At 71.1% G+C, this 26,411-nt stretch carries 27 protein-coding genes and 1 tRNA gene; 13 read left to right on the forward strand and 15 right to left on the reverse strand.

From position 1 onward, the window contains the following. Positions 1–19 precede the first annotated feature (19 nt). Together ACZ56V_RS13285 and nth are read right to left on the reverse strand one after the other, a co-directional pair. Positions 20–751, reverse strand: coding sequence for an NUDIX hydrolase (locus ACZ56V_RS13285; RefSeq protein ID WP_398911705.1), 732 nt, complete (start codon positions 749–751; stop codon positions 20–22). A gap of 52 nt (positions 752–803) precedes the next feature. Then, positions 804–1,841, reverse strand: coding sequence for an endonuclease III (nth, locus tag ACZ56V_RS13290; protein ID WP_468941993.1), 1,038 nt, complete (start codon positions 1,839–1,841; stop codon positions 804–806). Between the two features lie 369 nt (positions 1,842–2,210). On the opposite strand from nth, the gene ACZ56V_RS13295 reads away from it, so the two are divergent. Beyond that, positions 2,211–2,885, forward strand: coding sequence for a Crp/Fnr family transcriptional regulator (locus ACZ56V_RS13295; RefSeq protein ID WP_003975365.1), 675 nt, complete (start codon positions 2,211–2,213; stop codon positions 2,883–2,885). A gap of 6 nt (positions 2,886–2,891) precedes the next feature. Here the strand turns inward: ACZ56V_RS13295 and ACZ56V_RS13300 are convergent, their stop codons facing one another. From ACZ56V_RS13300 to ACZ56V_RS13320, 5 genes are all read right to left on the reverse strand, one after another. Further along, entirely contained in the window at positions 2,892–3,734 is an 843-nt protein-coding gene (locus tag ACZ56V_RS13300) for an MBL fold metallo-hydrolase (protein WP_468941996.1), read from the reverse strand. Beyond that, positions 3,731–4,642 (reverse strand): NUDIX hydrolase, encoded by a 912-nt coding sequence (locus ACZ56V_RS13305; RefSeq protein ID WP_467379003.1) that lies wholly within the window; start codon positions 4,640–4,642, stop codon positions 3,731–3,733. The genes ACZ56V_RS13300 and ACZ56V_RS13305 overlap by 4 nt, the downstream gene beginning before the upstream one ends. A 59-nt stretch (positions 4,643–4,701) precedes the next feature. Beyond that, positions 4,702–5,718 carry an alpha/beta fold hydrolase gene (locus ACZ56V_RS13310; protein ID WP_468942000.1) on the reverse strand — a complete coding sequence of 339 codons (1,017 nt, stop codon included), beginning with the start codon at positions 5,716–5,718 and terminating at the stop codon, positions 4,702–4,704. Positions 5,719–5,883: 165 nt separating this feature from the next. Next, entirely contained in the window at positions 5,884–6,351 is a 468-nt protein-coding gene (locus ACZ56V_RS13315; RefSeq protein ID WP_104634494.1) for a RidA family protein, read from the reverse strand. After that, on the reverse strand, positions 6,348–6,509 hold the full coding sequence (locus ACZ56V_RS13320) for a DUF4177 domain-containing protein (RefSeq protein WP_003975360.1): 162 nt from the start codon (positions 6,507–6,509) through the stop codon (positions 6,348–6,350). The genes ACZ56V_RS13315 and ACZ56V_RS13320 overlap by 4 nt, the downstream gene beginning before the upstream one ends. Before the next feature lie 129 nt (positions 6,510–6,638). On the opposite strand from ACZ56V_RS13320, the gene bagA reads away from it, so the two are divergent. Together bagA and bagB are read left to right on the forward strand one after the other, a co-directional pair. Continuing rightward, positions 6,639–7,616 carry an ATPase BagA gene (bagA, locus tag ACZ56V_RS13325; protein ID WP_356363438.1) on the forward strand — a complete coding sequence of 326 codons (978 nt, stop codon included), beginning with the start codon at positions 6,639–6,641 and terminating at the stop codon, positions 7,614–7,616. After that, the gene (gene bagB / locus ACZ56V_RS13330; RefSeq protein WP_468942004.1) at positions 7,613–9,010 is read left to right on the forward strand and encodes an ATPase BagB; all 1,398 of its coding nucleotides are present in this window, start codon (positions 7,613–7,615) and stop codon (positions 9,008–9,010) included. The genes bagA and bagB overlap by 4 nt, the downstream gene beginning before the upstream one ends. A 33-nt stretch (positions 9,011–9,043) precedes the next feature. Here bagB and wblA read toward each other — a convergent pair whose 3' ends face one another. Beyond that, positions 9,044–9,382 carry a transcriptional regulator WblA gene (gene wblA / locus ACZ56V_RS13335; RefSeq protein WP_011029097.1) on the reverse strand — a complete coding sequence of 113 codons (339 nt, stop codon included), beginning with the start codon at positions 9,380–9,382 and terminating at the stop codon, positions 9,044–9,046. A 460-nt stretch (positions 9,383–9,842) separates the two neighbouring features. On the opposite strand from wblA, the gene ACZ56V_RS13340 reads away from it, so the two are divergent. After that, entirely contained in the window at positions 9,843–12,110 is a 2,268-nt protein-coding gene (locus ACZ56V_RS13340; protein WP_468942008.1) for a transglycosylase domain-containing protein, read from the forward strand. A 114-nt stretch (positions 12,111–12,224) separates the two neighbouring features. Here the strand turns inward: ACZ56V_RS13340 and ACZ56V_RS13345 are convergent, their stop codons facing one another. Continuing rightward, the gene (locus ACZ56V_RS13345; protein ID WP_052836419.1) at positions 12,225–12,689 is read right to left on the reverse strand and encodes a GatB/YqeY domain-containing protein; all 465 of its coding nucleotides are present in this window, start codon (positions 12,687–12,689) and stop codon (positions 12,225–12,227) included. Between the two features lie 118 nt (positions 12,690–12,807). On the opposite strand from ACZ56V_RS13345, the gene ACZ56V_RS13350 reads away from it, so the two are divergent. The 3 genes from ACZ56V_RS13350 to ACZ56V_RS13360 all read left to right on the forward strand — a co-directional run bounded on the left by ACZ56V_RS13350 (position 12,808) and on the right by ACZ56V_RS13360 (position 14,744). Beyond that, a complete protein-coding gene (locus ACZ56V_RS13350; RefSeq protein ID WP_398911696.1) occupies positions 12,808–13,737 on the forward strand; it encodes a metallophosphoesterase in 930 nt (309 codons plus the stop codon). Between the two features lie 119 nt (positions 13,738–13,856). Continuing rightward, on the forward strand, positions 13,857–14,603 hold the full coding sequence (locus tag ACZ56V_RS13355) for a Pr6Pr family membrane protein (protein ID WP_468942012.1): 747 nt from the start codon (positions 13,857–13,859) through the stop codon (positions 14,601–14,603). A 67-nt stretch (positions 14,604–14,670) separates the two neighbouring features. Then, positions 14,671–14,744, forward strand: a tRNA-Pro gene (locus ACZ56V_RS13360). A gap of 175 nt (positions 14,745–14,919) precedes the next feature. Here ACZ56V_RS13360 and ACZ56V_RS13365 read toward each other — a convergent pair. The 3 genes from ACZ56V_RS13365 to ACZ56V_RS13375 form a co-directional block, all read right to left on the reverse strand. Continuing rightward, positions 14,920–15,654, reverse strand: a complete 735-nt coding sequence (locus ACZ56V_RS13365) for a dienelactone hydrolase family protein (protein WP_468942015.1) — start codon at positions 15,652–15,654, stop codon at positions 14,920–14,922. Between the two features lie 236 nt (positions 15,655–15,890). Continuing rightward, positions 15,891–16,985, reverse strand: coding sequence for a sensor histidine kinase (locus ACZ56V_RS13370; RefSeq protein WP_467378999.1), 1,095 nt, complete (start codon positions 16,983–16,985; stop codon positions 15,891–15,893). Further along, positions 16,978–17,673, reverse strand: a complete 696-nt coding sequence (locus ACZ56V_RS13375; protein WP_467378998.1) for a response regulator transcription factor — start codon at positions 17,671–17,673, stop codon at positions 16,978–16,980. The genes ACZ56V_RS13370 and ACZ56V_RS13375 overlap by 8 nt, the downstream gene beginning before the upstream one ends. A 282-nt stretch (positions 17,674–17,955) precedes the next feature. On the opposite strand from ACZ56V_RS13375, the gene ACZ56V_RS13380 reads away from it, so the two are divergent. The 5 genes from ACZ56V_RS13380 to vanX all read left to right on the forward strand — a co-directional run bounded on the left by ACZ56V_RS13380 (position 17,956) and on the right by vanX (position 23,019). After that, on the forward strand, positions 17,956–18,864 hold the full coding sequence (locus ACZ56V_RS13380) for an endonuclease/exonuclease/phosphatase family protein (RefSeq protein ID WP_468942019.1): 909 nt from the start codon (positions 17,956–17,958) through the stop codon (positions 18,862–18,864). 110 nt (positions 18,865–18,974) lie between these two features. Continuing rightward, on the forward strand, positions 18,975–20,210 hold the full coding sequence (locus ACZ56V_RS13385; RefSeq protein WP_468942022.1) for a lipid II:glycine glycyltransferase FemX: 1,236 nt from the start codon (positions 18,975–18,977) through the stop codon (positions 20,208–20,210). 112 nt (positions 20,211–20,322) lie between these two features. Continuing rightward, complete coding sequence (gene vanH, locus ACZ56V_RS13390; protein ID WP_467378995.1) at positions 20,323–21,363, forward strand: D-lactate dehydrogenase VanH; 1,041 nt, start codon at positions 20,323–20,325, stop codon at positions 21,361–21,363. Next, positions 21,356–22,414 (forward strand): D-alanine--(R)-lactate ligase VanA-Sc, encoded by a 1,059-nt coding sequence (gene vanA-Sc / locus ACZ56V_RS13395; RefSeq protein ID WP_468942025.1) that lies wholly within the window; start codon positions 21,356–21,358, stop codon positions 22,412–22,414. The genes vanH and vanA-Sc overlap by 8 nt, the downstream gene beginning before the upstream one ends. Then, on the forward strand, positions 22,411–23,019 hold the full coding sequence (vanX, locus tag ACZ56V_RS13400) for a D-Ala-D-Ala dipeptidase VanX (RefSeq protein ID WP_398911687.1): 609 nt from the start codon (positions 22,411–22,413) through the stop codon (positions 23,017–23,019). Before vanA-Sc ends, vanX begins: the two co-directional genes overlap by 4 nt. Before the next feature lie 54 nt (positions 23,020–23,073). Here vanX and ACZ56V_RS13405 read toward each other — a convergent pair whose 3' ends face one another. From ACZ56V_RS13405 to ACZ56V_RS13415, 3 genes are all read right to left on the reverse strand, one after another. Next, entirely contained in the window at positions 23,074–23,847 is a 774-nt protein-coding gene (locus tag ACZ56V_RS13405; protein WP_468942028.1) for an MBL fold metallo-hydrolase, read from the reverse strand. 11 nt (positions 23,848–23,858) lie between these two features. Continuing rightward, positions 23,859–24,725: a lysostaphin resistance A-like protein gene (locus tag ACZ56V_RS13410; RefSeq protein WP_468942031.1), complete on the reverse strand. Its 867-nt coding sequence runs from the start codon at positions 24,723–24,725 to the stop codon at positions 23,859–23,861. Between the two features lie 67 nt (positions 24,726–24,792). After that, complete coding sequence (locus tag ACZ56V_RS13415; RefSeq protein ID WP_468942034.1) at positions 24,793–25,752, reverse strand: alpha/beta hydrolase family protein; 960 nt, start codon at positions 25,750–25,752, stop codon at positions 24,793–24,795. A gap of 64 nt (positions 25,753–25,816) precedes the next feature. Between ACZ56V_RS13415 and ACZ56V_RS13420 the strand changes: the two genes are divergently transcribed. Beyond that, positions 25,817–26,359 (forward strand): helix-turn-helix domain-containing protein, encoded by a 543-nt coding sequence (locus tag ACZ56V_RS13420; protein WP_468942037.1) that lies wholly within the window; start codon positions 25,817–25,819, stop codon positions 26,357–26,359. Positions 26,360–26,411 lie beyond the last annotated feature (52 nt).

Raw genomic sequence — 26,411 nt, forward strand, 5'->3', positions numbered from 1 at the left:
CGGTACGCAGGCCACCCTGTCATGCGCGCCAGTCCAGCGGGACCTGCTTCTCCCGGTCCCACGGCCGCTCCCAGCCCGCGAAGTGCAGCAACCGGTCGATGATGCCGGCGGTGAAGCCCCACACGAGCGCCGATTCGACCAGGAATGCCGGGCCTCGGTGACCGCTGGGGTGGATGGTCGTCACCCGGTTGGCGGGGTCCGTGAGATCCGCCACGGGGACCGTGAAGACGCGCGCGGTCTCGGCAGGGTCGACGACGCCGACCGGGGTGGGCTCGCGCCACCAGGCCAGCACCGGGGTGACGACGAAGCCGCTGACCGGGATGTAGAGCTTGGGCAGGGCCCCGAAGAGCTGGACGCCGGCCGGGTCGAGCCCGGTCTCCTCCTCGGCCTCGCGCAGGGCGGCCCGCAGCGGGCCGTCACCGCGCGGATCGCCGTCCTCGGGGTCGAGGGCACCGCCCGGGAAGGCGGGCTGGCCGGGGTGGGAGCGCAGGGAGCCGGCCCGCTCCATGAGCAGCAGCTCCGGGCCGCGGCCGCCCTCGCCCTCGCGGGTGCCGTCGCCGAACAGGATCAGGACGGCGGACTGGCGGCCCGCGCCGTCCGCCGGCGGCAGGAACCGGCTCAGCTGGGTGGGCCGGACCGTCTCGACGGCCCGCACCACCGGGTCCAGCCAGCCGGGCAGCCCCTCCTTGCTGAGCATCACGCTCCCGGCGTGACCCCTCGCGGCGCCCTGCGTGTCGCTCGCCCGTGTCATCTCCACCCCCGTCCTGCCGACTCCAACGCCCGAAGCCCCCGAGATCGTTCCGTCACCCGGCCCCCAGCGGCGGTGCCGGCTTCCCGCCCGCGTCCAGGTAGGCCTGCGGGGGCTTCAGCCGCTGCCCCGGGAAGCCGCCCTTCTCGTACTTCAGCAGCTTCTTCGCCTTCTCCGGGTCCGTCTCGCCCTCGCCGTACGCCGGGCACAGCGGGGCGATCGGGCAGGCGCCGCAGGCGGGCTTGCGGGCGTGGCAGATGCGGCGGCCGTGCCAGATCACGTGGTGGGAGAGGTCGGTCCAGTCGCTCTTCGGGAAGAGCGCGCCGACGGCGGCCTCGATCTTGTCCGGGTCGGTCTCCTCGGTCCACCGCCAGCGGCGCACCAGGCGCTGGAAATGCGTGTCCACGGTGATGCCGGGGCGGCCGAAGGCGTTGCCGAGCACGACGAAGGCGGTCTTGCGGCCGACGCCGGGCAGCTTGACGAGGTCTTCGAGGCGGCCGGGGACCTCGCCCCCGAAGTCCTCCGTCAGGGCCTTGGACAGCCCTATGACCGACTTGGTCTTGGCCCGGAAGAAGCCGGTCGGGCGCAGGATCTCCTCGACCTCCTCGGGGACGGCGGCGGCCAGGTCCTCGGGGGTGGGGTACTTGGCGAACAGGGCGGGCGTCGTCTGGTTGACCCTGAGGTCGGTGGTCTGGGCGGACAGCACCGTGGCCACGACCAGCTGGAACGGGTTCTCGAAGTCCAGCTCCGGGTGGGCGTACGGGTAGACCTCGGCGAGCTCGCGGTCGATACGGCGGGCGCGGCGGACCAGCGCGGTGCGCGACTCGCCGCGCGGCGGTTTCGGCGCGACGGTCTTCGCCGGGGCGACGCCCTTGACGGCGGCGGTGGCCTTCTTCGGGACGACGACGGGCTTCTTGGCGGGCGCCTGCCTCTTGAGGGGCGCGGCCTTCTTCGTGGGGCTCGCCTTCTTGCCCGCGGAGGTCTTCTTGGCCGCAGTGGCCTTCTTCGCGGGGATCTTCTTCGCGGGGGTCTTCTCGCTCCCGGCGCTCTTCTCGGTCGCGGCGGACTCCTCGCTCGCGGCGCTCTTCTTCACGGCACCCTTCTCCGCAGTCACCCTCTTGGCAGGCGCTGCCTTCCTTGTCGCTTTCGCCGTTTTCCTACCGCCATCGGGACCCTGTTCGCCCACAGCGGAATCGCGACCTGCACTCACCCGCGCAGCCCCCTAGGCCTGTGCTCTCACCGGCGATTTGGACACCCGGCCAGCCTACGACCCGGCACCGACATCCGCCCCGGACCTCGAAGATCGGCGTCCAATTGGACCCCTGCCGCGTACCCCAGGACATCAGTGCGGCATCCTTGTGACAGATCACACTGTTTGGACTGTCCGGCAAAATGGGCACCACGGACCCCTGGTACACCGGGGGAACAAGATCCTCTGAGCCGGTCGACAAGGAGAGAACTCGTGGACGACGTTCTGCGGCGCAACCCGCTCTTCGCGGCGCTCGACGACGAGCAATCCGCGGAGCTCCGCGCCTCCATGAGTGAGGTGACCCTCGCCCGCGGCGACACCCTGTTCCACGAGGGGGACCCCGGAGACCGCCTCTACGTGGTCACGGAAGGCAAGGTCAAGCTCCACCGCACGTCCCCCGACGGGCGCGAGAACATGCTGGCCGTCGTCGGCCCCAGCGAGCTGATCGGCGAGCTGTCGCTCTTCGACCCGGGCCCGCGCACGGCGACCGGCACCGCGCTGACCGAGGTCAAGCTGCTCGCCCTCGGCCACGGCGACCTCCAGCCCTGGCTGAACGTACGGCCCGAGGTGGCCACCGCGCTGCTGCGCGCCGTCGCGCGCCGTCTGCGCAAGACCAACGACGCCATGTCCGACCTGGTCTTCTCGGACGTCCCCGGCCGCGTCGCCCGCGCCCTGCTGGACCTGTCCCGCCGCTTCGGCGTGCAGTCCGAAGAGGGCATCCACGTGGTGCACGACCTGACGCAGGAGGAGCTGGCCCAGCTGGTCGGCGCGTCCCGCGAGACGGTCAACAAGGCCCTCGCCGACTTCGCCCAGCGCGGCTGGCTCCGCCTGGAGGCCCGCGCGGTGATCCTGCTGGACGTGGAGCGGCTGGCCAAGCGCTCCCGCTGACCGGCCTCAGTCGGGCAGCTGGATGAGCCCGTGCTCGCCCAGGTACTCCAGCTGCGCCCGCACCGACAGCTCCGCCGCCGGCCACAGGGAGCGGTCGACGTCCGCGTACACGTGGGCGACGACCTCGCCCGGCGTGCGGTGGCCGTCCTCCACCGCCGTCTCGACCTGGGCGAGGCGGTGGGCGCGATGGGCGAGGTAGTACTCCACGACGCCCTGGGCGTCCTCCAGGACGGGCCCGTGCCCCGGGAGCACCGTGTGCACCCCGTCGTCGGCCGTGAGCGACCTGAGCCTGCGCAGCGAGTCCAGGTAGTCGCCGAGACGGCCGTCGGGGTGGGCCACCACCGTCGTGCCGCGCCCCAGGACGGTGTCACCCGTCAGGACCGCCCGGTCGGCCGGGAGATGGAAGCACAGGGAGTCCGCCGTGTGCCCCGGGGTCGGTACGACCCTCAGCTCCAGGCCTCCGACCCCGATCACCTCACCGGCCGCCAGCCCCTCGCCGCCCAGCCGCAGCGCCGGGTCCAGTGCCCGTACCTTCGTGCGGGTCAGCTCGGCGAAGCGCGCCGCGCCCTCCGCGTGGTCCGGGTGACCGTGCGTCAGCAGCGTCAGCGCGACCCGCTTGCCGGCCCGCTCGGCCGTGTCGACGACGTTGTGCAGGTGGGCGTCGTCCAGGGGGCCCGGGTCGACGACGACGGCCAGGTCGGAGTCGGGTTCGGCGAGGACCCAGGTGTTCGTTCCGTCCAGGGTCATCGCCGAGGCGTTGGGCGCCAAAACGTTCACCGCGCGCGCGGTGGCCGGTCCCGACAGGACACCGCCCCGCGGCTGTCCGGGCAGTGCTGCTGCGTCCGTCATGCGGGAGCTCCCCCGGTCGGGTCGGAAGGTGTCGCCGGTGCCGCCGCCGTACTCGGGACGTGCTTGGTGAACTCGTCGTGTCCCGGCCACGAGAGGACGACCTCGTCGCCGGACAGCCGCGCGCGAGCCAGTACCGGTGTCATGTCGCGGCCGGGAGCCGCCGCCAGCGCCTCGGCCGCCGTGCCGCACTCCGCAAGACCGCGCAGGGTCGCGACGGTGGGCGGCATCATCAGCAGCTCGCCCTTGTCGTACCCGGCCGCCGCGTCCGCCGGGGAGATCCACACGGTGCGGTCGGCCTCCGTGGACGCGTTGCGCGTGCGCTGCCCCCGGGGGAGCGCGGCCACGAAGAACCACGTGTCGTAGCGCCGGGACTCGAACTCCGGGGTGATCCAGCGCGCCCAGGCGCCCAGCAGGTCGGAGCGCAGAACGAGGCCCCTGCGGTCCAGGAACTCCGCGAAGGACAGCTCACGGTCGACCAGGGCGGCCCGGTCGGCCTCCCAGTCCCCGCCCGTCGTGTCGCCGACCACCGAGTCGCCGGTCGGACCGGCGAGCAGGACGCCGGCCTCCTCGTACGTCTCCCGTACGGCCGCGCAGACGATCGCCTGGGCGCCCGCCTCGTCGACGCCGAGCCGGTCCGCCCACCACGCGCGCGTGGGGCCCGCCCAGCCGATGGCGCGGTCGTCGTCACGCGGGTCGACCCCGCCGCCCGGATAGGCGTACGCGCCCCCGGCGAACGCCATGGAGGTGCGGCGGCGCAGCATGTGGACGACGGGTCCCGACCCGGTGCCGGTGTCCTTGAGGAGCATGACGGTGGCCGCGCGCCTCGGGGTGACCGGGGTGAGGGTGCCGGCCGCCAGCGCGCGGATGCGGTCCGGCCACTCCGGTGGGTACCACTGACCATTCGCCATGGCCGGAGGCTATCCGGTGACGGGCGGATGTTCGAGTGGCCCCCGGGGCCGGGTGGGCGTCAGGAGGGCAGGCCGGTCAGCCACTCGGTGAGCAGCCGGTTCGTCTCCTCGGGGCGCTCCTGCTGGAGCCAGTGGCCGCAGCCGTCGAGGACGTGCGAGGCGCGCAGGCCGGGCAGGGTGACCGGATACGCCTCGATCGCGTCGGACAGCCAGGTGGTCGAGGCGTCCAGGCCGCCGCCGAGGAACAGCGACGGCTGGGTGATCGGGACGCCCTCGTGGGCGGCCAGGTCGGCCCAGTCGCGGTCCATGTTGCGGTAGCGGTTGAGAGCGCCGGTCAGGCCGGTCCGCTCGAACTCCCCGGCGTAGACGTCCAGCTCCTCCTCGGTCAGCCAGGAGGGCAGCCGCCCGGCCGGGAACCGGTCGCGCATCCTGCCGCCGGAGGCGACGAAGTGCGGGTCGGGCTCCTCCGGACCGGGCATGGTGTCGGCGGACAGCGCGGCGTAGAGGCCGGCGAGCCAGCCGCGTACGTCCGGCTCGATCTCGGCCTCGGCACGGCCGGGCTCCTGGAAGTAGGAGACGTAGAACTCCTGCCCGCCGAAGGGCCCGGCCGGGTCGCTCATGCCGGCGAAGACCTCGCTGGGTTTCGGGCCGCCGGGCGGGGTGTACGGCACGCTCAGCAGGCCCACCGCGCGGAAGACGTCCGGCCGCAGCAGCGCGGAGTGGGCGGCGATGTTCGCGCCCCAGTCGTGGCCGACGACCACGGCGGAACGTTCACCCAGGGCCTCCACCACGGCGACGTTGTCCGCGACCAGGTCGAGCATCCGGTACGCCTCGACGGCGTCCGGCCGCGAGGAGCGCCCGTAACCGCGCACGTCGAGGGCGACGGCGCGGAACCCGGCGGCGGCCAGCGCGGACAGCTGGTGGCGCCAGGAGTACCAGGACTCCGGGAAACCGTGCACGAGCAGGACCAGCGGCCCGCTGCCCTGCTCCACCAGATGGATCCGGCCGGCGGGTGAGGGCACCATGCGGTGGACGGGCTGGTCGGCCTGCTGGTCGGTCACGGGCGGCTGCGGCATGGTTCCTCCTGGCGCATACGGTCGTTACGGCCCCGGTACGGGCCGGGACCACCGACCGGGGCCGGCTCCCGCCCCGTGCGGGGCATGGAACCGATCCTGCGAGGTCGGAGCGGCGGGTGCGAGCTTTGTTGCCGGCCTGGCAACGCGCACCGCACCCGGCGTCCGCTACGGCTGGACGAGCTCCACCTGGATCTCGACCTCCACCGGTGCGTCCAGCGGGAGGACCGCCACGCCGACCGCGCTGCGGGCGTGCACGCCCTTGTCGCCCAGGACCTCGCCGAGGAGTTCGCTGGCGCCGTTGATCACGCCGGGCTGCCCGGTGAAGTCGGTCGCGGAGGCGACGAAGCCGACGACCTTGACGACGCGCGCGACGCGGTCGAGGTCACCGGCGACGGACTTCACGGCGGCCAGGGCGTTCAGCGCGCAGGTGCGGGCCAGTTCCTTGGCCTCGTCCGGGGTGACCTCGGCGCCGACCTTGCCGGTGACCGGAAGCTTGCCGCCCAGCATCGGCAGCTGGCCGGAGGTGTAGACGTACGGGCCGGACTGCACGGCCGGCTGGTAGGCGGCCAGCGGCGGGACGACCTCGGGCAGCGTCAGACCCAGCTCGGCGAGCTTCGCCTCGACGGCGCTCATGCCTGCTTCTCCCGCTTGAGGTAGGCGACGAGCTGCTCGGGGTTGTTCGGCCCGGGAACGACCTGGACGAGCTCCCAGCCGTCCTCGCCCCAGGTGTCCAGAATCTGCTTCGTGGCATGGACGAGCAGCGGCACGGTTGCGTATTCCCACTTGGTCATGCGGCCGACTCTAGCCGTTGGCCGGGGCACCTCCGCAGCCGCTGTCCGGGCCCCTCGGCGCGGCGGCCGCGGCGACGTTGTCCACAGCCTCCGGCGTACTCGGCGCGCGGACTGGTTACGCTCGAATACGTGAGCAGGCTCCAGGTCGTCAGCGGCAAGGGCGGTACCGGTAAGACGACGGTGGCCGCGGCCCTCGCGTTGGCCCTGGCCACCGAGGGGAAGCGCGCGCTTCTCGTCGAGGTCGAGGGCCGCCAGGGCATCGCGCAGCTCTTCGAAACGGAGGCGCTGCCTTATGAGGAGCGGAAGATCGCCGTCGCTCCCGGGGGCGGGGAGGTGTACGCCCTCGCCATCGACGCCGAACTGGCCCTGCTGGACTACCTCCAGATGTTCTACAAGCTGGGCAGCGCCGGACGGGCCCTGAAGAAGCTCGGCGCGATCGACTTCGCGACGACCATCGCGCCGGGGGTCAGGGACGTCCTGCTGACCGGCAAGGCGTGCGAGGCGGTCCGGCGCAAGGACAAAAAGGGACGGTTCGTGTACGACTACGTCGTCATGGACGCCCCGCCGACCGGCCGCATCACGCGCTTCCTCAACGTCAACGACGAGGTGGCCGGGCTCGCGAAGGTCGGCCCCATACACAATCAGGCACAGGCCGTGATGCGGGTGCTGAAGTCGCGGGAGACCGCCGTGCACCTGGTGACGCTGCTGGAGGAGATGCCGGTCCAGGAGACCGTGGACGGCATCGCCGAGCTGCGGACGGCGCGGCTCCCGGTGGGCCGGGTCGTCGTCAACATGGTCCGGCCCCAGACCCTGGACGCCACCGACCTGGAGCTCGTACGGGAGACACCGCGTACGGCGCTGGCCCGGTCGCTGGCCGGGGCGGGGCTCGGCGGGGCGCGGCGGGGCGGGCACGCCGAGCGGCTGGTGGACCCGCTCCTGGCCCAGGCCGGGGAGTACGCCGAGCGGTACGCGCTGGAGCAGGAGCAGCGGGCGGTCCTCGCCGAGCTGGGCCTGCCGACGCACGAACTGCCGCTGCTCGCGGAGGGCATGGACCTGGCGGGCCTGTACGAACTGGCCACCGAGCTGCGGAAGCAGGGGATCGCATGAGTCCGGACGACCCGGCCCGCCACCAGGAGGGCGCGCGCCGCCTGGCCCCCGCGCGCGTGCTCGACGTCGACCGTCTGCTGGAGGACCCGCGGAGCCGCATCGTGGTGTGCTGCGGTTCGGGCGGGGTCGGCAAGACGACCACGGCGGCGGCACTGGGCCTGCGCGCGGCCGAGCGCGGCCGCAAGGTGGTCGTCCTCACCATCGACCCGGCCCGGCGGCTCGCGCAGTCCATGGGCATCGACTCCCTCGACAACACCCCGCGCCGGGTGAAGGGCGTCGACGACTCGGCGGGCGGTGAGCTGCACGCCATGATGCTCGACATGAAGCGGACCTTCGACGAGATCGTCGAGTCCCACGCGGACCCCGAACGGGCGGCGGCGATCCTGGGCAACCCCTTCTACCAGTCGCTGTCGGCCGGCTTCGCGGGCACGCAGGAGTACATGGCGATGGAGAAGCTGGGGCAGCTGCGGGCGAAGGACGAGTGGGACCTCATCGTCGTCGACACGCCGCCGTCCCGCTCGGCGCTGGACTTCCTGGACGCCCCGAAGCGCCTCGGTTCCTTCCTGGACGGCAAGCTGATCCGCGTCCTGCTGGCCCCGGCAAAGGTCGGCGGCCGGGCGGGCATGAAGTTCCTGAACGTCGGCATGTCGATGATGACGGGCGTCCTGGGGAAGGTGCTGGGCGGGTCGTTCCTGAAGGACGTGCAGACCTTCGTGGCCGCGATGGACTCGATGTTCGGCGGGTTCCGTACCCGCGCGGACGCGACGTACAAGCTGCTCCAGGCGTCCGGGACGGCGTTCCTGGTGGTCGCGGCCCCGGAGCGGGACGCACTGCGCGAGGCCGCGTACTTCGTGGAGCGGCTGGCCGCCGAGGACATGCCGCTGGCCGGTCTGGTGCTCAACCGGGTCCACGGCAGCGGTGCCGAACGGCTGTCGGCCGAGCGGGCACTCGCCGCCGCGGAAAATCTTGAGGATCCCCGCATTGTGGATCAGGACGGCGGGAAAGCTGGACTTCGTACCTCTCCCGGCAACTCTCCCGATCCGCACGGCAGTTCAGGACCGGCCGACTCCGTCCCCGACGACTCGGCCTCCGACGCCTCTCCCGAGACCCCCGACACCTCTTCGGAGGTCACCGACACCGCCTCCGAGGCTCCCGACGCGCCGGAGCGGTCCGTCGACACCCTCGCCGCCGGTCTGCTGCGACTGCACGCCGAGCGCATGCACCTGCTCGCCCGCGAGCAGCGCACACGTGACCGCTTCACCGCGCGTCATCCCGAGGTGGCGGTCACCGAGGTGGCCGCGCTGCCCGGCGACGTGCACGACCTGGCAGGGCTGCGGGACATCGGGGCACGCCTGGCTGCCGGCCGGCCCGAGCTGCCCGAGCCGGGCGCCTGATCCAGCCCTCGGGCCCATGGGCCCTGGTGGGGGTCAGCCCACGGCCGCGTAGTTCTCGTACACCTCGTCGTCGTCGAGGGGCACGATGCCGACCCCTCGTTCGTACTCCGTCCGCGCCGTCTCCAGGAGCCGGCGCCAGGACGTCACGGTGGGCCGCCTGCGCAGCAGTGCGCGGCGCTCCCGCTCCGTCATGCCTCCCCACACGCCGAACTCGACGCGGTTGTCGAGCGCGTCGGCCAGGCACTCGGTCCGCACCGGACATCCGGTGCACACCGCCTTGGCCCTGTTCTGCGCTGCTCCCTGAACGAACAGTTCGTCCGGATCGGTAGTGCGGCAGGCGGCCTGCGCACTCCAGTCGGTTACCCAGCCCATACCGGCGCCGTCCTCTCCCGAATCGAGGCTCCCCCACGGCGGCAGCGGCATATTCACCGCCGCCAGTTGAGGACGTTACGGAAGGTGGGCACAGCGCAACACCCCCTTCGGGCCCAATCTTGAATGGCCCGAACGGACTATGGGTAAGCGGCAGATCACCCGGGGGAGTGAGCTGGCGACATGCACGACGATCCCGACATACGGGTCATCTCTGTTGCGCCACAACGGACACCGATTGACACACAAGGCGGATTCGGACACGCACTCCCCACGCCGTGGCACGCGCCGGTACACACCAACGCGCCCCCAGCGGGCCCCCCTCGGAAAAAATTCGAGCGGATCCGGAACGATTCGGGGTCGCCGGACGTATTGATACGTGGCCTCACTGCTGTGACAGTTGAGTGCAGCTTAGGCCAAGGCATATACGCGTGTCCGGCGAATGAGAACGTAGGCTGCCTCCATGCCAAAGAAGCGCTCGGGCGGTGGTCTGTCGCCAACGCAGCAGGCCGCCAAGTTCCTCGGTGTCAGTGTCCTCGCGGGAGCAGTGCTGGCCGGCATCGCGTTGCCCGCGGTGGGTGCGCTGGGGCTGGCGGCCAAGGGGTCGGTGGAGAGCTTCGACGCCCTCCCGGCCAACCTGAAGACTCCCCCGCTGAGCCAGCGCACCGCCATCCTCGACGCCGAGGGCGGCACCATCGCCACGGTCTACTCGCGCGACCGCACGGTGGTCGACCTCAAGGACATCTCGCCGTACATGCAGAAGGCGATCGTCGCGATCGAGGACTCGCGCTTCTACGAGCACGGCGCGGTCGACCTGAAGGGTGTGCTGCGCGCCCTCAACAAGAACGCCCGCAGCGGCGGGGTCTCCGAGGGTGCGTCCACGCTCACCCAGCAGTACGTCAAGAACGTCTTCGTGGAGGAGGCGGGCGACGACCCGACGAAGGTCGCCCAGGCCACCCAGCAGACCATCGGCCGCAAGATCCAGGAGCTGAAGCTCGCGATCCAGGTCGAGGAGGAGCTGGGCAAGAAGAAGATCCTCGAGAACTACCTGAACATCACGTTCTTCGGCCAGCAGGCCTACGGGGTCGAGGCGGCCTCCCAGCGCTACTTCTCCAAGCACGCCAAGGACCTCAACGTCCAGGAGGCCGCCCTCCTGGCCGGCATCGTCCAGTCGCCCAGCCGGTACGACCCGGTCAACGACGAGGCGGAGGCCACCAAGCGGCGCAACGTCGTCCTGACGCGCATGGCCCAGGTCGGCGACATCTCGCCGGCCCAGGCCGAGAAGGCGAAGAAGGCACCGCTCGGGCTGAAGGTCAGCAAGCCGAAGAACGGCTGCATCACGGCCGTGAACGACGCGAGCTTCTTCTGCGACTACGTGCGCGAGGTCTTCCTGAGCGAACCGGTCTTCGGCAAGACCCGCAAGGAGCGGGCCAAGGTCTGGAACCAGGGCGGCCTGACCATCCGCACGACGCTCGACCCGCAGGCCCAGGAGTCGGTGCACCAGTCGCTCAGGGACCACGTCGACAAGTCGGACTCGGTCGCCGCGGCGAGCACGCTCGTCGAACCGGGCACCGGCCGGATCGTCGCGATGGGCCAGTCGAAGCCGTACGGCTACGGCAAGAACGAGACCGAGATCAACTACTCGGTCGACCACGCCGCGGGCGGCTCGAACTTCGGCTTCCCGACGGGTTCGACGTTCAAGCCCTTCCTGGCGGCCGCGGCCCTGGAGGAGAACGTACCGGCGACGAAGGAGTACGCGTCGCCGTACGACATGGACTACCCGAGCCCCATCCAGACCTGCGACAAGCCCTGGATCAACGACTCGGGCTACCGCGTCGAGAACGAGAACGAGTCGGAGGTCGGCCCGTACCGGCTGAAGGAGGCGATGGCCAAGTCGGTCAACACCTACTTCGTCCAGATGCTCGCCGACATCGGGCTGTGCCCGGTCTCCTCCATGGCGGACAAGCTCCACGTCCACCAGGGCAACGGCGACAAGCTGCCGCAGAACCCCTCCGCCCTCGCCCTCGGCTCGGTCGGTATGTCCCCGCTGACGATGGCGAGCGCCTACGCCACCTTCGCCTCGCGCGGCATGTACTGCACGCCGGTCGCGATCGAGTCGATCACCCAGAAGGTCGGCAACAAGCAGAAGTCGCTGGAGGTCCCGAAGTCGACGTGCTCGCGTGCGATGACGGAGAAGACCGCGGACAGCGTGAACACCCTGCTGCAGGGTGTGGTCGACTCCGGTACCGGTAAGGCGGCCGGTCTGAGCGACCGCGACAACGCCGGCAAGACGGGTACGACCGACGAGCGCAAGAACGCCTGGTTCGTCGGCTACACGCCGAACATGTCGGGCGCCGTCTGGGTGGGCAGCGCCAGCCAGAAGGTCGAGATGAAGAACATCACGATCGGCGGCGTCTACCACCCCCTCGTCTTCGGTGGCGCGGTCCCCGGCCCGATCTGGAAGGACGCCATGACCGGCGCCCTGGAGGGCAAGGACTCCCCCTCGTTCAACCTCGTCGACATCCCGGACGGCGACAAGAACAAGGACAAGGACAAGGGCCGCGACGAGGACAAGCCCGACGACGGGAACAACGGCGACGGGAACAACGGCGACGACGAAGGCTTCATCGCCGGCCTGACCGACGGCGGCACCGGCAACGGCGGCGGGGACGGCGGCTTCCCGGGCAACCTGATCCAGGGCCCGGGCAACGGGCCCGGCGGGCGACGCTGAGACGTCCCCTTCACCGGGTGAGGGCCCCTCCGCTGTTCGCGGAGGGGCCCTCACCCGCGTTACGGCGTCACAAGGACGGCCTCGGCGGTCAGCCGGCCAGGAACTTGGCTTGGCTCAGCCGGCCAGGAGCTTCTTGACCGCGGCGGCGACCCGGCCGCCCTCGGCCTGCCCGGCCACCTTCGGGTTCACGATCTTCATCACGGCACCCATGGCGCGCGGGCCCTCGGCACCGGCCGCCTTCGCCTCCTCGACGGCCTGCGCGACGATCGCGTTCAGCTCGTCGTCGGAGAGCTGCTTCGGCAGGTAGGCGGCGAGCACCTCGCCCTCCGCCTTCTCCCGCTCGGCCTGCTCGGCGCGGCCACCCTGGGCGAAGGCCTCGGCGGCCTCACGACGCTTCTTCGCCTCGCGGGTGATCACCTTCTGCACCTCGTCGTCGGAGAGCTCCCGCTTCTCCTTCCCCGCGACCTCCTCCTTGGTGATCGCGGCCAGCGTCAGCCGGAGCGTCGAGGAGCGGAGCTCGTCGCGCTCCTTGATCGCGGAGTTGAGGTCGTCGTGCAGCTTCGACTTGAGCGTGGTCATGGACCTGATTGTCGCAGGTGCGGGAGGAAAGGCGCCCGCTGATTTCCGCGCCCCCGGCGAAGGCGGCCACGGACGGCCTCCACCGCCGCTTCCCCACCGCTTCTGACACGATGGACGTATGCGCGCGCGATACGGAGTACCCCTGGGAATCACGGCGGTTGGCACCGCCGGTCTGATCTACGCGGCCGGGATCGAGCCCCGCTCCTTCCGCCTCCGGCGGGTGACGGTCCCCGTCCTCCCGTCCGGGATGCGTCCCCTGCGGGTGCTCCAGGTCTCCGACATCCACATGGTCGGCGGTCAGCGCAAGAAGCAGCGCTGGCTGCGCTCGCTGGCCGGGCTGCGCCCCGACTTCGTGATCAACACCGGCGACAACCTGTCCGACCCGGAGGGCGTCCCCGAGGTCCTGGACGCCCTGGGCCCCCTGATGGAGTTCCCGGGCGCCTACGTCTTCGGCTCCAACGACTACTACGGGCCCAGGCCCCGCAACCCCGCCCGGTACCTGCTCGAGAAGGTCCAGGGCCGCCACGGCCTCAACGGCAACCCGCCGGTCGTGGGAGCCGTCCACAACCCGTGGGAGGACCTGCGCGACGGGTTCGACGCCGCGGGCTGGCAGAACCTCACGAACACCCGCGGCTCGTTGAAGATCGAGGGCGTGTCGGTCGAGCTGACGGGACTGGACGACCCGCACATCAAGCGGGACCGGTACGCGGAGGTGGCCGGCGGCCCGTCCGGCGCGGCCGACTTCTCGATGGGCGTGGTGCACGCCCCGTACCTGCGTGTCCTGGACGCCTACACGGCGGACGACTACCCCCTGATCCTGGCCGGCCACACCCACGGCGGCCAGCTGTGCATCCCCTTCTACGGCGCCCTGGTCACCAACTGCGACCTGGACACCGACCGCGTGAAGGGCCTGTCCACGCACACGTCCGGGGGTCACACGTCCTACCTCCACGTCTCGGCCGGCTGCGGCGCGAACCGCTACACCCCGTTCCGCTTCGCCTGTCCTCCGGAGGCGACGCTGCTGACGCTGGTGGGCCGGGAGAGCTGAGAGTTCCGGGGAGGGGGGAGAGGGTCCCGGGGGGAGAGGGTCCAGGGCGCCGGGGCCGGGGGTAACCCACACGGCCCACCCGCATAGCCCGCGATGTCCGGTCTGTCTACCTTGAGGCCATGACAGCCCCGATACCCAGGGACATCCCGGACCTCCCCCCGATCCCGGGCCACGTCGTCCTGCCGCCCACCGTCGTACCGGCCCGCGCCGTACTGATCCCGGCCCGCCGTCGCACGGTCGCCGTCTTCCGCGGCCTGATCGCCCTGCTGGCCCTCACCGGCGTAGGGATGGAACTCACCGGCGGTGCGCCCGCGACGGCCCTGAGCCACTTCACGATCCAGAGCGGCATCCTGCTGGCGCTGGTCATGCTCGTCTCCGCTCGGTGCGCCTGGTCCGCCCACCACCCACTGCCGGGCGCCCTCACGGGCGCGGCCCTGTTCTACGTCCTCGCCGCGGCCCTGGTCCACCACGTGCTCCTGGCCCACGCGTCGAGCCCCTTCGCGGCGGCGGACGGCACCGGCACGGCCTGGCAGACCGCCGCGACCCACATCCTCCACACGGCGGTACCGATGGCCGCGATCCTGGACTGGCTCCTCCTCACCCCCGCCGGCCGCCTGCACCTGCGCCAGGCCCCCGTCTGGCTCCTTTACCCCCTGGCCTACCTGGCCTTCTCCCTGACCCGCGGCGCGCTGCTCGGCCCCGGCTCCCAGGACCGCTACCTCTACCCCTTCCTCGACGTCGACCAGCACGGCTACAAGATCGTCCTGGGCAACGCCCTCCTCATCGGCCTCGCCCTCTACGCCCTGGCCGTACTCCTCGTCGCCCTGGACCACATGCGCCCGGACCCGCTCCGCCGCCCCCGATAAACCGGATTTCGTCTCCGGCCACCGGTGGGCTAAAGTAAACGACGTCGCCGCGACGAGCAGCGACGATCGGGGTGTGGCGCAGCTTGGTAGCGCGCTTCGTTCGGGACGAAGAGGTCGTGGGTTCAAATCCCGCCACCCCGACAGTGAAGTTCCAGGTCAGGGGCCTGATCCGCAGTGCGGATCGGGTCCCTGACGGCGTTTCTGGGGTCGGGGCGACCGCCTCTGAGAAGGACGAGACCGTCCCCCCTCTCCCGGTTCGACACCGCGGCGCGCGGAGACTCGTCGGGTGAAGGGGGCCGGTCTGCTCACCGACGACTCAGTCGTTGACCAGGGTGCGGTCGAGCAGGGGGATCAGGTGGTCCCAGTGACGTCGCAGTGCGGCCGCGTTGTAGGTGTCGGTGTCGGGCATGGTGAAGCCGTGGACGGTGCCGGGGTAGATCTCCGAGGTGTAGTCGACACCCGCGGCGTCCAGGGCCGCGTTGAGCTCACCGAGAGCCTCGGACGACAGGTCGGTTTCGGCATGGGCGAAGTGGACCTGGGCGGTGATCCTCGCGAGGGCGTCGGGTCCGTCCGCCCCCACGGGGCCGTGGAACACGGCGAGAGCGGCCACCTGGCGCGGGTGGGCCACGGCGGTACGCACCGCCAGGAGGCCGCCGATGCAGTAGCCGGTCACCGCGACCGGTCCGGAGCCGACCTCGGGCTGGGCGGTGAGGAACCTGAGGTAGGCGTCGGCGTCGCTCACCGCGCGTTCGGCGGTGAGCGTCTCGATCAGGGGCATCAGTTGGGCGACGAGCGCGGGCCGGCCCTCTTCTCCTATGTGCTCGGGAAGTTCGACCACCGGTGCCGGGCCGTGCCGGTAGAAGAAGTTGGGGACGAGTACGTAGTACCCGTGACCGGCCAGTTCGCGGGCCATCTCCCGCAGCGCGGGCCGGATGCCGAAGGCGTCCGCGTACATCAGCACCCCCGGGTGCCGCTCGCCGTCGTCGGGGAAGGCGGCGAAGGCGTCGGCCCGGCCGTCCGTGGTGGGGATCCGCAGCGTTTTGGTGGGCATGGGTTCTCCTGTCGTGGTTGATGTGCCAAGGCTGTGATCAACACGACGGAGGTGGAGCCCGCGCTGCGGCGCAGGGCCCTCGATCCGACAGCGGGCGCGCGCCCGCCCGTACGACGCTCAGAAGGGCACCGGGTCACCCGTCCGTGTGTGGCGCGATGCCGTCCCGGTAGTCATGTCGGCACCGTAGTCCACCCAAGGAATCCCGTGCGACCACCCCCCAGTGACAGTGCCGTCGCTCACCTTCCGGTGTGCGGGTGGCTCCTCGGGAGTTCCACGGTGATACGGAGGCCGCCGGAGGGGCGGGGGGTGAGGGTGAGGGTGCCGTCGTGGGCCTGGGTGATGGTGTTGACGATGGCCAGGCCGAGGCCGACGCCCGGGTGGTCGGTGTGTACGCGTTCCGTGCCGCGTTGGAATGGTTCCGTGAGGGTCGAGGCCTGGTCGGGGCTGATCCGTTCGCCGGTGTTCTCGACGGTGAGCAGCGAGGTGCGGGGGCCGGGGGTGGTGTGGACCCGGACTCTGCCCCCCTGGGGGAGGTTGTGGACGATCGCGTTGTGGACGAGGTTCGTCGTCAGTTGCAGGAGGAGGGTCGGCGATCCGAGGGCGGGGGTCACCTCGCCGCCGGTTTCGAGGGTGATGCCGTGTCTCTCCGCGAGGGGGAGCAGGGTTTCGGTGGCCTCTTCCGCGAGGAGGGACAGGTCGACGTGCTCCCGCGTGAAGGAGCGCTGGCCGGCACGGCTGAGCAGGAGCAGGGCCTCGGTGAGGTCGATCGCCCGGGTGTTCACGGAGTGGAGGCGGTCCATGATCTCGTCGGTGTCCTGGTCCGGGTCGGTGCGGGCCACGTCCAGGAGGGCCTTCGAGACGGCCAGCGGGGTGCGCAGCTCGTGCGAGGCGTTGGCCGCGAAGCGCTGCTGCTCGGCCACATGGGCTTCGAGGCGGGCGAGCATCGTGTCGAAGGCGTCGGCGAGTTCGCGGAACTCGTCCTTGCGGCCCGGCAGCCGGATCCGGTGGGACAGCGATCCGGCCTCGGCCGTGCGGGTGGCGTGGGTGATGCGGTCCAGGGGGGCGAGCATCCGTCCGGCGAGGAACCATCCGCCCAGGAGGCCGAACACCAGGAGGAACACCATGAGCGCGGCTGCCGTCGGGGCGAAACTGCGGAGGAAGATCGTGCCCGGAGTCGCTTTCACCGACCCCCACTCATTGGTGATCAACCACCCCTGCCGCACGAGGAACACTCCCACGGCTACGAGCAGCAGGGCCCCCGCGAGCATGAGGAAGCCGGCGTAGCTGAGGGTGAGTTTGAGGCGGACGCTCAAGCCGGGCCGTCTAGCCACGGTCACCACCGTCATGGCCGGGGGCGGCCCCCGTGTCGATGCGATAGCCGACGCCCGGCACGGTGGCGATGGTCCACGGTTCGCCGAGGCGCTTGCGCAGGGCCGAGACGGTGATGCGGACGGCGTTGGTGAAGGGGTCGGCGTTCTCGTCCCACGCCCGTTCCAGGAGTTCCTCGGCGCTGACGACACCGCCCTCCGCGGCGACCAGCACTTCGAGCACTGCGAACTGCTTCCTGGTCAGCGCGACATAGCGGCCGTCCCGGTAGACCTCCCTGCGGAACGGGTCGACGCGCAGACCCGCGATCTCCCGCACGGGCGGCCTGCTGTGGGCGCGCCTGCGGTCGAGTGCCCGGAGCCTGAGCGCGAGCTCCTGCAGTTCGAACGGCTTGGTGAGGTAGTCGTCGGCGCCGAGTCCGAAGCCGGAAGCCTTGTCGTCGAGGCGGTCGGCCGCGGTGAGCATGAGGATCGGCATGCCGCTGCCGGAGGCGACGATGCGCGCGGCGATCTCGTCGCCGGACGGGCCGGGGATGTCCCGGTCGAGGACGGCGATGTCGTAGGCGTTGATGCTCAGCATCGCCAGCGCGGTGTCACCGTCCCCGGCGATGTCGGCCGCGATCGCCTCCAGGCGCAGGCCGTCGCGGATCGCCTCCGCCAGGTAGGGTTCGTCCTCGACAATCAGCACACGCATGCCGTCGAGGTTACGAGTGGGCGCATATCGTCGGCATATCGAAAACCGCATACGTGCCGGCAACACCGCGCCGCGTTCACTGACAGCATGCGTCAGACCTCACCGCCAGCGCCCTCGGTAACCGAATCAGCGCCAGAAGCAGCGGCACAGACAGAAGCAGCGAGAGTAACGGCGACCGCACCGAGTCGGCTGCCTCGTGCCGCGTTCCGTCGTGCTGTCGGGTCGGGGGCGTGGAAGCGGGGGCCTGTACTCACGGCAGCCGCGCTGCTGCTGGGTCTGGTCATGCTGCTGCACGGCCAGATCCCGAACCGGATCGGGTCCCTCGGCAGTCTGGTGGAGACCTTCCTGCCGTGGTTCGGGCTCTTCGTCCCTCTGCTCGCGGCCGGGGCGCTGTGGCGCCGGTCCCCTTCCGCGGTGATCGCGCTGGTGCTGCCGGTCACGGTGTGGCTGAGCCTCTTCGGCGGGCTCCTCGGCGACAAGTCCGAACCGGGCGGCGACCTCACCGTGGCCACCCACAACGTCGGCGCCGAGAATCCGGACCCGGTCGGCACCGCCCGCGACCTGGTCGCCTCCGGAGTGGACGTGCTGGCCCTGGAGGAGATCACCGAGGAGGACCGGGGGGTGTACGAGAAGGAGCTGGCGGGGGCGTATCCGTATCACACGGTGCAGGGCACGGTCGGGCTGTGGAGCAGGCTGCCGCTGTCGGACACGCGGCCGGTCGACATCGCGACGGACTACGGGCCGCTCGCGGACACCAAACCGGCCGACGTCCAGCTGGCCGGCAACCGGGCGCTGCGCACCACGGTGGCCACGGACCGGGGTCCGCTGGTGGTGTACGTGGCCCATCTCGGCTCCGTACGGCTCACTCCCCGGGATGGCTTCTGGACGGACTCCCGCGACCGGAACGCGCAGGCGCTTGGCAAGGTCCTCGCCGCCGACCGGAGTGAGCGGGTGATGCTGCTCGGCGACCTGAACGGCACCCTGGACGACCGCGCGTTGGCGAGCATCACCGCGCGGCTGCACTCGGCCCAGGACGCGGCCGGAGACGGCTTCGGCTTCAGCTGGCCGGCGAAGTTCCCGGTGGCGCGGATCGACCAGATCCTGGTGCGCGGCGTGCAGCCGACAGGTTCGTGGGTGCTGCCCGCCACCGGCAGCGACCATCTGCCGGTGGCGGCCGGAGTCAGCTGGTGAACGTCGCCTGACGGGACCGGGGCAGCCTGGCCCGACCTCGCCGGGACATATCGCCGGTGTATCGAAAACCGCATACGTGTCGGCAACACCGCGCCGCCTTGACTGGCGGCATGTCCTACAGCGAACCAGCACGACCAGCGGCCCAGACCTCGCGGTACCCGTCCGGGGCGGCGGGCGTGAACCTGACCGTCCGGCCGATCAGCGCGGCCGAGCACCTGGCGTTCGTGCGGGCACAGCGCTCGGTCAGCTTCCTGCAGACCCCGGCCTGGGGGCGCGTCAAGACCGAGTGGCGCAGCGAGTCCCTCGGTTGGTACGACGGCCCCCATCTGGTCGGCGCCGGGCTCGTCCTGCACCGGCCGGTGCCGCGGCTCGAACGCTTCACCCTGGCCTATCTGCCCGAGGGCCCGGTCATCGACTGGACGGGCGACATCGACGCGTGGCTCGATCCGCTGGCCGCCCACCTCAAGGCAGGCGGCGCGTTCGCGATCCGGCTCGGTCCGCCGGTGCGCACGGACGTCTGGAGCGCCGACGCGATCAAGAACGGCATCACCGATCCGGGCACGCGGCGGCTCACCGATGTGCCCGCCCACCGGACCGACCCGGTCGGCGCCCGGGTGACCGGTCGGCTCAGGGACGCGGGCTGGCTGCCGCAGAGCCCGGAGGACGGCTTCGGGGTCGGGCATCCGCAGTTCAAGTACGAGGTCCCGCTGGCCGGCCGGACCGAGGACGACCTGCTCAGGTGCATGAACCAGCTCTGGCGGCGCAACATCAAGAAGGCGGCCAAGGAGGGCGTCGAGGTCACGGGCGGGCAGGTCGGGGGTGGCCGGGTCGCGGGTCAGGCCACGGGCGGGCAGGTCGTGGGCCGGGAGGATGTGAAGGCGTTTCACGACCTCTACGTCCACACCGCCGAGCGCGACCGCTTCACGCCCCGGCCGCTGCGCTATTTCGAGACCATGTTCGCGGTGCTCGGCGCCGAGGATCCCGACCGGATCAGGCTCTACCTGGCCCGTCACCGGGGCGACCTGGTCGCCGCCACCGTCATGATCCGCGTCGGCACCCACGCGGTGTACGCCTACGGCGCCTCGTCCACCGCGAAGCGCGAGGTGCGGGGCTCCAACGCCTGCCAGTGGGCGATGATCCGCGACGCGCTGGCCGCCGGCTGCGACGTCTACGACCTGCGCGGCATCACCCCGACCCTCGACACCGACGACCCGCACGTCGGGCTGGTCCAGTTCAAGGTCGGCACCGGCGGTCAGGCGGTGCGGTACGTGGGCGAGTGGGACCTGCCGCTGCGGCCGCTGGTCTACCGGACCTTCGACCTCTACATGAGACGGCGCGGGCGGTGAGGGTCTACGCGAACTCGTAGGGCTCACCCGCGCCTTACCGGCCGGTAATGTATTGCCAGGATATCGAAAAGCGCATACGCGACGGCAACACCCGGTCACCTTGACTGGGGGCATGACCTTTTCCCCGTCCTCCCCGTCATCCCCGGCCTCCTCGGCCCCGTCGGCCCCGTCGATCTCCTCGGTCGTCCCGACGACGGGAATCACGGTGTACGGCTGCGGGCAGGACGAGGCCGTCCTGTTCCGGCAGTTGGCACCCCGCTTCGGCATCAGGGCGACGCTTACGGAAGCCGCGGTGTCCGAAGGCAATGCCGAGTTGGCCTCCGGAAACCGGTGCGTCAGCGTGGGGCACAAGACGCCGGTCACGCCGGCCGCCCTTCTCGCGCTCCGTCAGGCCGGTGTGACGTACATGTCCACCCGGAGCATCGGCTGCAATCACATCGACGTGGAATACGCGGCGCGTATCGGCATATCCGTCGAGAACGTCGTCTACTCCCCCGACAGCGTGGCTGACTACACCCTGATGCTCATGCTGATGGCGGTGCGCAACGCGAAAGCCACCGTCCGCCGCACGGACCTGCACGACTACCGGTTGCACGAGGTGCGGGGCCGGGAGCTGCGCGACCTGACCGTCGGGGTGATCGGGACGGGGCGGATCGGCGCGGCGGTCGTGGACAGGCTGCGGGGTTTTGGCCCCCGTGTCCTGGCTCATGGAAGCCGGCCGAGGACCGCGGCCGATTACGTCCCCCTGGACGAATTGCTGCGGTCGAGCGACATCGTGACGCTGCACGTTCCCCTGAGCGCGGATACGCATCACCTCCTCGACGAGCGACGTATTCGGCGGATGAAAAAGGGCGCGTTCGTCATCAACACCGGACGCGGCCCGCTCGTCGACACCGGGGCCCTGGTCGCGGCGCTGGAAAGCGGCAGGTTGAGCGGTGCGGCGCTGGATGTCCTGGAAGGCGAGGAGGGGATCTTCTACGCCGACTGCAGGAACAGGCCCATCGAAAGCACCCTGCTGCCACGCCTGCAGAAGATGCCGAACGTGCTCATCAGCCCGCACACCGCCTATTACACCGACCACGCCCTGCGGGACACGGTCGAGAACTCCCTCATCAACTGCCTGAATTTCGGAAGCAGGGAACAGCATGCCTAAGTCGGACGAGTCGGCCAAAGTGAAGATCGGCATCGTGTTCGGAGGTTCTTCCGAAGAACACGCCGTCTCCGTCAAGTCGGCCCAGGAGGTCGCACGCCACCTCGACACCGAGAAGTACCAGCCCTTCTTCGTGGGCATCACGCGGGACGGCGCCTGGAAACTCTGCGACGGTCCCGGTCCGGACTGGGAGGACGGCAACTGCCGACCGGCCGTGCTGTCGCCGGACCGAGGCGTCCACGGACTGCTCGTCCTGGAGCAGGGGCGGTACGCGACGATCCGCCTGGACGTCGTCCTGCCCGTCCTGCACGGCACCCTCGGCGAGGACGGTGCGGCACAGGGACTGCTGGAGCTCTCCGGCATTCCGTACGTGGGCTGCGACGTCCAGAGTTCCGCCGTCTGCATGGACAAGTCCCTGGCGTACGTCGTCGCCCGGAGCGCGGGGATCGCCACGCCGGACTTCCGGACCGTGACGGGGGACGAGCGCGTCGATCCCGACGGGCTCACGTATCCCGTCTTCGTGAAGCCGGCCCGTTCGGGGTCGTCCTTCGGCGTCAGCAAGGTGTCCCGGCCCGAGGACCTGCCGGCGGCGGTGGAGACCGCCCGGCGGTACGACGCGAAGGTGCTGATCGAAGAGGCCGTCGTCGGCAGCGAGATCGGCTGCGCCGTCCTGGGGAACGACCTGGAACTGGTCACGGGTGAAGTGGATCGCATCGCCCTCTCCCACGGGTTCTTCCGGATCCACCAGGAGGAGGAGCCGGAAAGAGGTTCGGAGAACTCGACGGCGGTCGTTCCCGCCGACATCCCGGCCGAGGCGCGGTCGCTCGTCCGGGAGACCGCGAAGGCCGTGTACCGCGCCCTGGGATGCAGGGGGCTGTCGCGGGTGGACATGTTCCTCAAGGACGACGGTGAAGTCGTCCTCAACGAGGTCAACACCCTGCCCGGTCTGACCTCGTACAGCCGCTATCCGCGGATGATGGCGGCCGCCGGGCTGCCGCTCTCCGAAGTGATCGACCGGACGGTGTCGCTGGCGTTGACGGGGAAGCTCCGATGACCGGGGACTTCGCCTTCGTGGATGAGCTGGTGCCGGGAATACGGTGGGACGCCAAGTACGCCACCTGGGACAACTTCACCGGCAAACCGGTGGACGGGTACCTGGCGAACCGGATCGTCGGCACGAAGGCCCTGTGCGCGGCGCTGGGCAGGGCGGAGGAGCGGGCCGAGTCCCTCGGTTTCGGGCTGCTCCTCTGGGACGGCTACCGCCCGCAGCGGGCCGTGGACTGCTTCCTCCGCTGGTCCCAACAGCCGGAGGACGGCCGGACGAAGGCGCGGCACTATCCGAACATCGGCCGGGCCGAGATGTTCGACCGGGGGTACGTGGCAGCCAGGTCGGGCCACAGCCGGGGCGGCACCGTGGATCTGACGCTGTATCACCTGACGACCGGTGAACTCGCCCCGATGGGCGGTGACCACGACCTCATGGACGCGATATCGCATCATGGCGCACCGGGAATCACGCGGGCCGAGGCGGCGAACCGTCGGCGGCTGCGCTCGATCATGGGGGACTGCGGTTTCGACTCCTACGACTGCGAATGGTGGCATTACACGTTGAAGGACGAACCGCACCCGGACACCTACTTCGACTTCCCCGTCGCGTAGCCCGGTGGGCGGACCGGGCCGCGCGAAGCCGATGCGGCCAGGGACCGGGATCGCTCACCTCACCGCGATGGTCCTGCCGGGCGCCGCGTACTCCACCGGGCCCTCGTAGCGCGTCGCCGCGCGGTCGAGGGCGGCGGACGGTTCCAGGAACGGGCCGAGGTGGGTGACGACCAGGCGGTGCGCGCCGGCGGTGGCGGCGGTGGTCCCCGCGTCCTCCGGGGTGTGATGCACCGGCACGGTGCCGGCCGGCGGCGCCTGCGCGGAGTCGGCCTCGCACAGCAGCACGGCGCAGTCGTCGGCGAGCGCGGTGAGGGCCTCGCAGGGGGCGCTGTCCCCGGAGTAGGCGAGGCAGGCGCCGTCCTCGGTCTCGACGCGAACCCCGAAGGCGGGCATCCCGTGCGACACGGCGCGGCTGGTGAGGGTGAGGCCGCCGATCCGGGCGCGGTGGTGGTCGTGGAGTTCGACGACTCGGAAGGCGTCCTCGACCGGGCTCCGCCGCGGGCCGTTGGTGAGGAAGCCGGCGAGCCGGTCCGCGGTGCCCGGCGGCGCCAGCAGGGGGACGGGGGCGGCGGGTTCGACATCCGCGTAGAGCAGGCCGTAGTACGCGGTCAGCAGGTCGGCGCAGTGGTCCGCGTGCAGGTGGGAGATCCAGATGCCGTCGAGCTGGTCCAGCCGTACGTGCCCGCGCAGCGCGCCGAGCGTGCCGCTTCCGGCGTCCATCCACAGCCGGGCGCCGCCGCCCTCGACGAGGTACCCCGAGCAGGGGTTCCCTGCCCGGGGGTAGGGGCTCGCGCTGCCGAGGACCGTCAACCGGAGATCGTCCGCCATGGTCGCGGAGTTTACGGGTGGCGTCGTCCCGTGCGGCGGGTGAGGAGGAGGACCGTCACGGTGAGGGTCTGAATGCCGATGATCATGGCCTGGACCTTGGGCTCCTCCACGGCGAGCAGGATCATCGTCGTGTTGACCGCGAAGTGCACCGCGATCGAGGCGACGATGCCGGCGCGCTCGTAGGCGGCGGTGACCAGCATGGCCATCGGGATGTTGCTGGCGACGAACAGGACGCCGCTCGGGGTGGCGAGGCCCAGGTCGTGCTGGACGGTGCCGTCGATGAAGAACAGCGGGAGGTGCCACACGGCCCAGGTGACGCCCAGGACCAGGCAGACCCGGAAGGTGCCCAGCTTCTCGCGCAGCCTCGGGTAGGCGGTGCCCCGCCAGCCCGGCTCCTCGGACAGCGGGCCACTGACCAGCATGGAGACGAGGAACGCCGCGGGTCCGCCGAAGCCCCCGACGGCGTCCTTCGCCACGTCCAGGCTCAGCTCGGGGCCGCCCGCCCGGCTCGCCAGCAGGGCGGCGGCCAGGACGGTCGCGGAGCCCAGCACCAGCAGGAGCAGGGCCTTGGGCAGCAGCGCCGGCCGGAAGGGGACCACGTGCCCGGGGACCGGTTCGCCGCGTCGGCGGCGGCGGACGCGGAGCACGAGGGCGCCAACCAGGGGGCCGAAGGCGCCGAGCATGTACGGGGCGTTGGCGGCCGCGTTCGCCTCCGTGCCGCCCAGCGCGATCGCCACACCCCAGGAGAGCCAGCTCACGGCGAAGGCGATGACCATGAAGAGGGACAGGTCGGCGCGGTAGGAGCGACCGGGGGTGGGGACGGAGGCGTCGAGTGAGGTGAGTGAAGGGCCGTGCGACGCGGTCTGTGAAGTGGGCATGCCAAACCTTCGGTTGTCCGTGGTCGGGTGGTGTCGTGCGTCAGAGCGTCAGTGCGTAAGTGGCCGGTCAGGGGCGGGTGGCTCGCCGTTCGTCCGAGGGCGTGCGCGAGGGCTCCCGCAGGCGGGACTCGAGCCAGTCGGCGACGAGGGTGAGCAGTGCGGGATCGACCGGCTCGCGCAGGAGGCGCCGGTAGGTGCGGACCGTCGGCCGGCCGGTGTCGCGGCGCAGCAGGTGGGTCAGGTCGGGGACGCGGTGGATCTCGGTGTCGCCGCCCGGCACCAGGCGTCGGATCTCGTCGAGGTCGGCGGGCGGGACCTGGATGTCCTTGTCGCCGGTGACGGCCAGGACGGGGACCACGGCCGGAACGGCGGCCAGGTCGTCGCGGGAGTCGTGAACGAGCATCTCGCGCATCCAGCGCGCGTTGACCGGGAGGAGACCGGCGATGCGCGCCACGTCGGTGCGGGTGCGCTTGACGCGGGCCAGGACGCGCTCGGCCAGGGCACCCAGCGGGCGGCGCAGCAGGCGGACCGGGCCGGGCAGACCGCCGAAGACCGACGCCGCCTGCCAGCGGAAGGCCGACTCACCCTCGCGGGCGAACCCGGCCAGCAGCACCGCCGCCGCCACCTCGTGCCGGGCGGCGAGGGTCATCGCGTGCAGGGCGCCTTCGCTGTGGCCGACGACGCCGACGGCGTCGGGGTGTATGTCCGGGTGGGCGGCGAGGGTCCGCAGGGCCGCGCTCGCGTCGCGGCGGTTGTCGGTGAAGCCGGTCTCCTCCCAGACGCCGGGCGTGGCTCCCGCGCCGCGCCGGTCGTAGCGCAGCGTGGCAATGCCCGCGTCGGCCAGGGCGTCGGCCAGCGGGCGCCCGAGGTTCAGCGGCAGTTTGCGCGTGTTGCCCTCGCGGTCCAGCGGGCCCGAACCGTGCAGCAGGAGGACGGCGGGGTGCGGTCCGGGGCCGGCGGGCAGGCTCAGGGTGCCGGCCAGCAGGGTTCCGTCGTCCGCGGTGACCGTCAGGTCGGTTTCGGGCAAGGCTCCGCCTCTCTCGATCGCTCTCAACTACGAGAACGTTATCAGATGTGAGAACATGAGTCTCATGGCTACCTCGAACCTCCTCCTCCACCCCGTCCGCATGCGCATCCTGCAGACCCTGGTCGGCGCCGGTGAACTGACCACCGCGCAGCTGCGCGAACGACTCCCCGACGTCTCACCCGCCTCCATGTACCGGCACATGGCCACGCTCACCGAGGCCGGTGTCCTGGAGGTCAGCCACGAGAAACGCGTCCGCGGCACCGTCGAGCGCAGCTACCGGGTGCGCCAGGACGAGGCCCTCGTCGACGAGGACGCCCGGGCGTCCATGACCAAGGACGACCACCGGCAGGCCTTCACCGTCTTCACCGGCGCCCTCATGGCCGACTTCGACCGCTACCTCTCCCGCGACGACACCGAGCCCGTCCGCGAAGGCGTCCTCTACCGGCAGGGCGCGGTCTGGCTGACCGACGAGGAGTTCACCGAACTCGTCGAGGAACTGGAGGCCGTGGTCGCCCGGCGCACCGAGCGCAGACCGGACGACGGCCGCGTCCGCCACCTCATCAGTCTCGTCGTGATGCCGGACAAGGACGGCGGCGGAACGGAGTGACCGGGACCTGAGGGGCGCCACCCCCCTCATGCACCGCCCGCCCCCAGACACC

It is taken from the genome of Streptomyces sp. NPDC034099 (assembly GCF_055575415.1).

Excerpts from the sequence above, each read along its gene's own strand:
- ACZ56V_RS13285 (WP_398911705.1), bottom strand. The coding sequence starts at position 751 with ATGACACGGGCGAGCGACACGCAGGGCGCCGCGAGGGGTCACGCCGGG.
- ACZ56V_RS13300 (WP_468941996.1), bottom strand. The coding sequence starts at position 3,734 with ATGACGGACGCAGCAGCACTGCCCGGACAGCCGCGGGGCGGTGTCCTG.
- ACZ56V_RS13305 (WP_467379003.1), bottom strand. The coding sequence starts at position 4,642 with ATGGCGAATGGTCAGTGGTACCCACCGGAGTGGCCGGACCGCATCCGC.
- ACZ56V_RS13310 (WP_468942000.1), bottom strand. The coding sequence starts at position 5,718 with ATGCCGCAGCCGCCCGTGACCGACCAGCAGGCCGACCAGCCCGTCCAC.
- ACZ56V_RS13315 (WP_104634494.1), bottom strand. The coding sequence starts at position 6,351 with ATGAGCGCCGTCGAGGCGAAGCTCGCCGAGCTGGGTCTGACGCTGCCC.
- ACZ56V_RS13320 (WP_003975360.1), bottom strand. The coding sequence starts at position 6,509 with ATGACCAAGTGGGAATACGCAACCGTGCCGCTGCTCGTCCATGCCACG.
- bagB (WP_468942004.1), top strand. The coding sequence starts at position 7,613 with ATGAGTCCGGACGACCCGGCCCGCCACCAGGAGGGCGCGCGCCGCCTG.
- wblA (WP_011029097.1), bottom strand. The coding sequence starts at position 9,382 with ATGGGCTGGGTAACCGACTGGAGTGCGCAGGCCGCCTGCCGCACTACC.
- ACZ56V_RS13340 (WP_468942008.1), top strand. The coding sequence starts at position 9,843 with ATGCCAAAGAAGCGCTCGGGCGGTGGTCTGTCGCCAACGCAGCAGGCC.
- ACZ56V_RS13345 (WP_052836419.1), bottom strand. The coding sequence starts at position 12,689 with ATGACCACGCTCAAGTCGAAGCTGCACGACGACCTCAACTCCGCGATC.
- ACZ56V_RS13350 (WP_398911696.1), top strand. The coding sequence starts at position 12,808 with ATGCGCGCGCGATACGGAGTACCCCTGGGAATCACGGCGGTTGGCACC.
- ACZ56V_RS13355 (WP_468942012.1), top strand. The coding sequence starts at position 13,857 with ATGACAGCCCCGATACCCAGGGACATCCCGGACCTCCCCCCGATCCCG.
- ACZ56V_RS13365 (WP_468942015.1), bottom strand. The coding sequence starts at position 15,654 with ATGCCCACCAAAACGCTGCGGATCCCCACCACGGACGGCCGGGCCGAC.
- ACZ56V_RS13375 (WP_467378998.1), bottom strand. The coding sequence starts at position 17,673 with ATGCGTGTGCTGATTGTCGAGGACGAACCCTACCTGGCGGAGGCGATC.
- ACZ56V_RS13380 (WP_468942019.1), top strand. The coding sequence starts at position 17,956 with ATGCTGCTGCACGGCCAGATCCCGAACCGGATCGGGTCCCTCGGCAGT.
- ACZ56V_RS13385 (WP_468942022.1), top strand. The coding sequence starts at position 18,975 with ATGTCCTACAGCGAACCAGCACGACCAGCGGCCCAGACCTCGCGGTAC.
- vanH (WP_467378995.1), top strand. The coding sequence starts at position 20,323 with ATGACCTTTTCCCCGTCCTCCCCGTCATCCCCGGCCTCCTCGGCCCCG.
- vanA-Sc (WP_468942025.1), top strand. The coding sequence starts at position 21,356 with ATGCCTAAGTCGGACGAGTCGGCCAAAGTGAAGATCGGCATCGTGTTC.
- vanX (WP_398911687.1), top strand. The coding sequence starts at position 22,411 with ATGACCGGGGACTTCGCCTTCGTGGATGAGCTGGTGCCGGGAATACGG.
- ACZ56V_RS13405 (WP_468942028.1), bottom strand. The coding sequence starts at position 23,847 with ATGGCGGACGATCTCCGGTTGACGGTCCTCGGCAGCGCGAGCCCCTAC.
- ACZ56V_RS13410 (WP_468942031.1), bottom strand. The coding sequence starts at position 24,725 with ATGCCCACTTCACAGACCGCGTCGCACGGCCCTTCACTCACCTCACTC.
- ACZ56V_RS13420 (WP_468942037.1), top strand. The coding sequence starts at position 25,817 with ATGGCTACCTCGAACCTCCTCCTCCACCCCGTCCGCATGCGCATCCTG.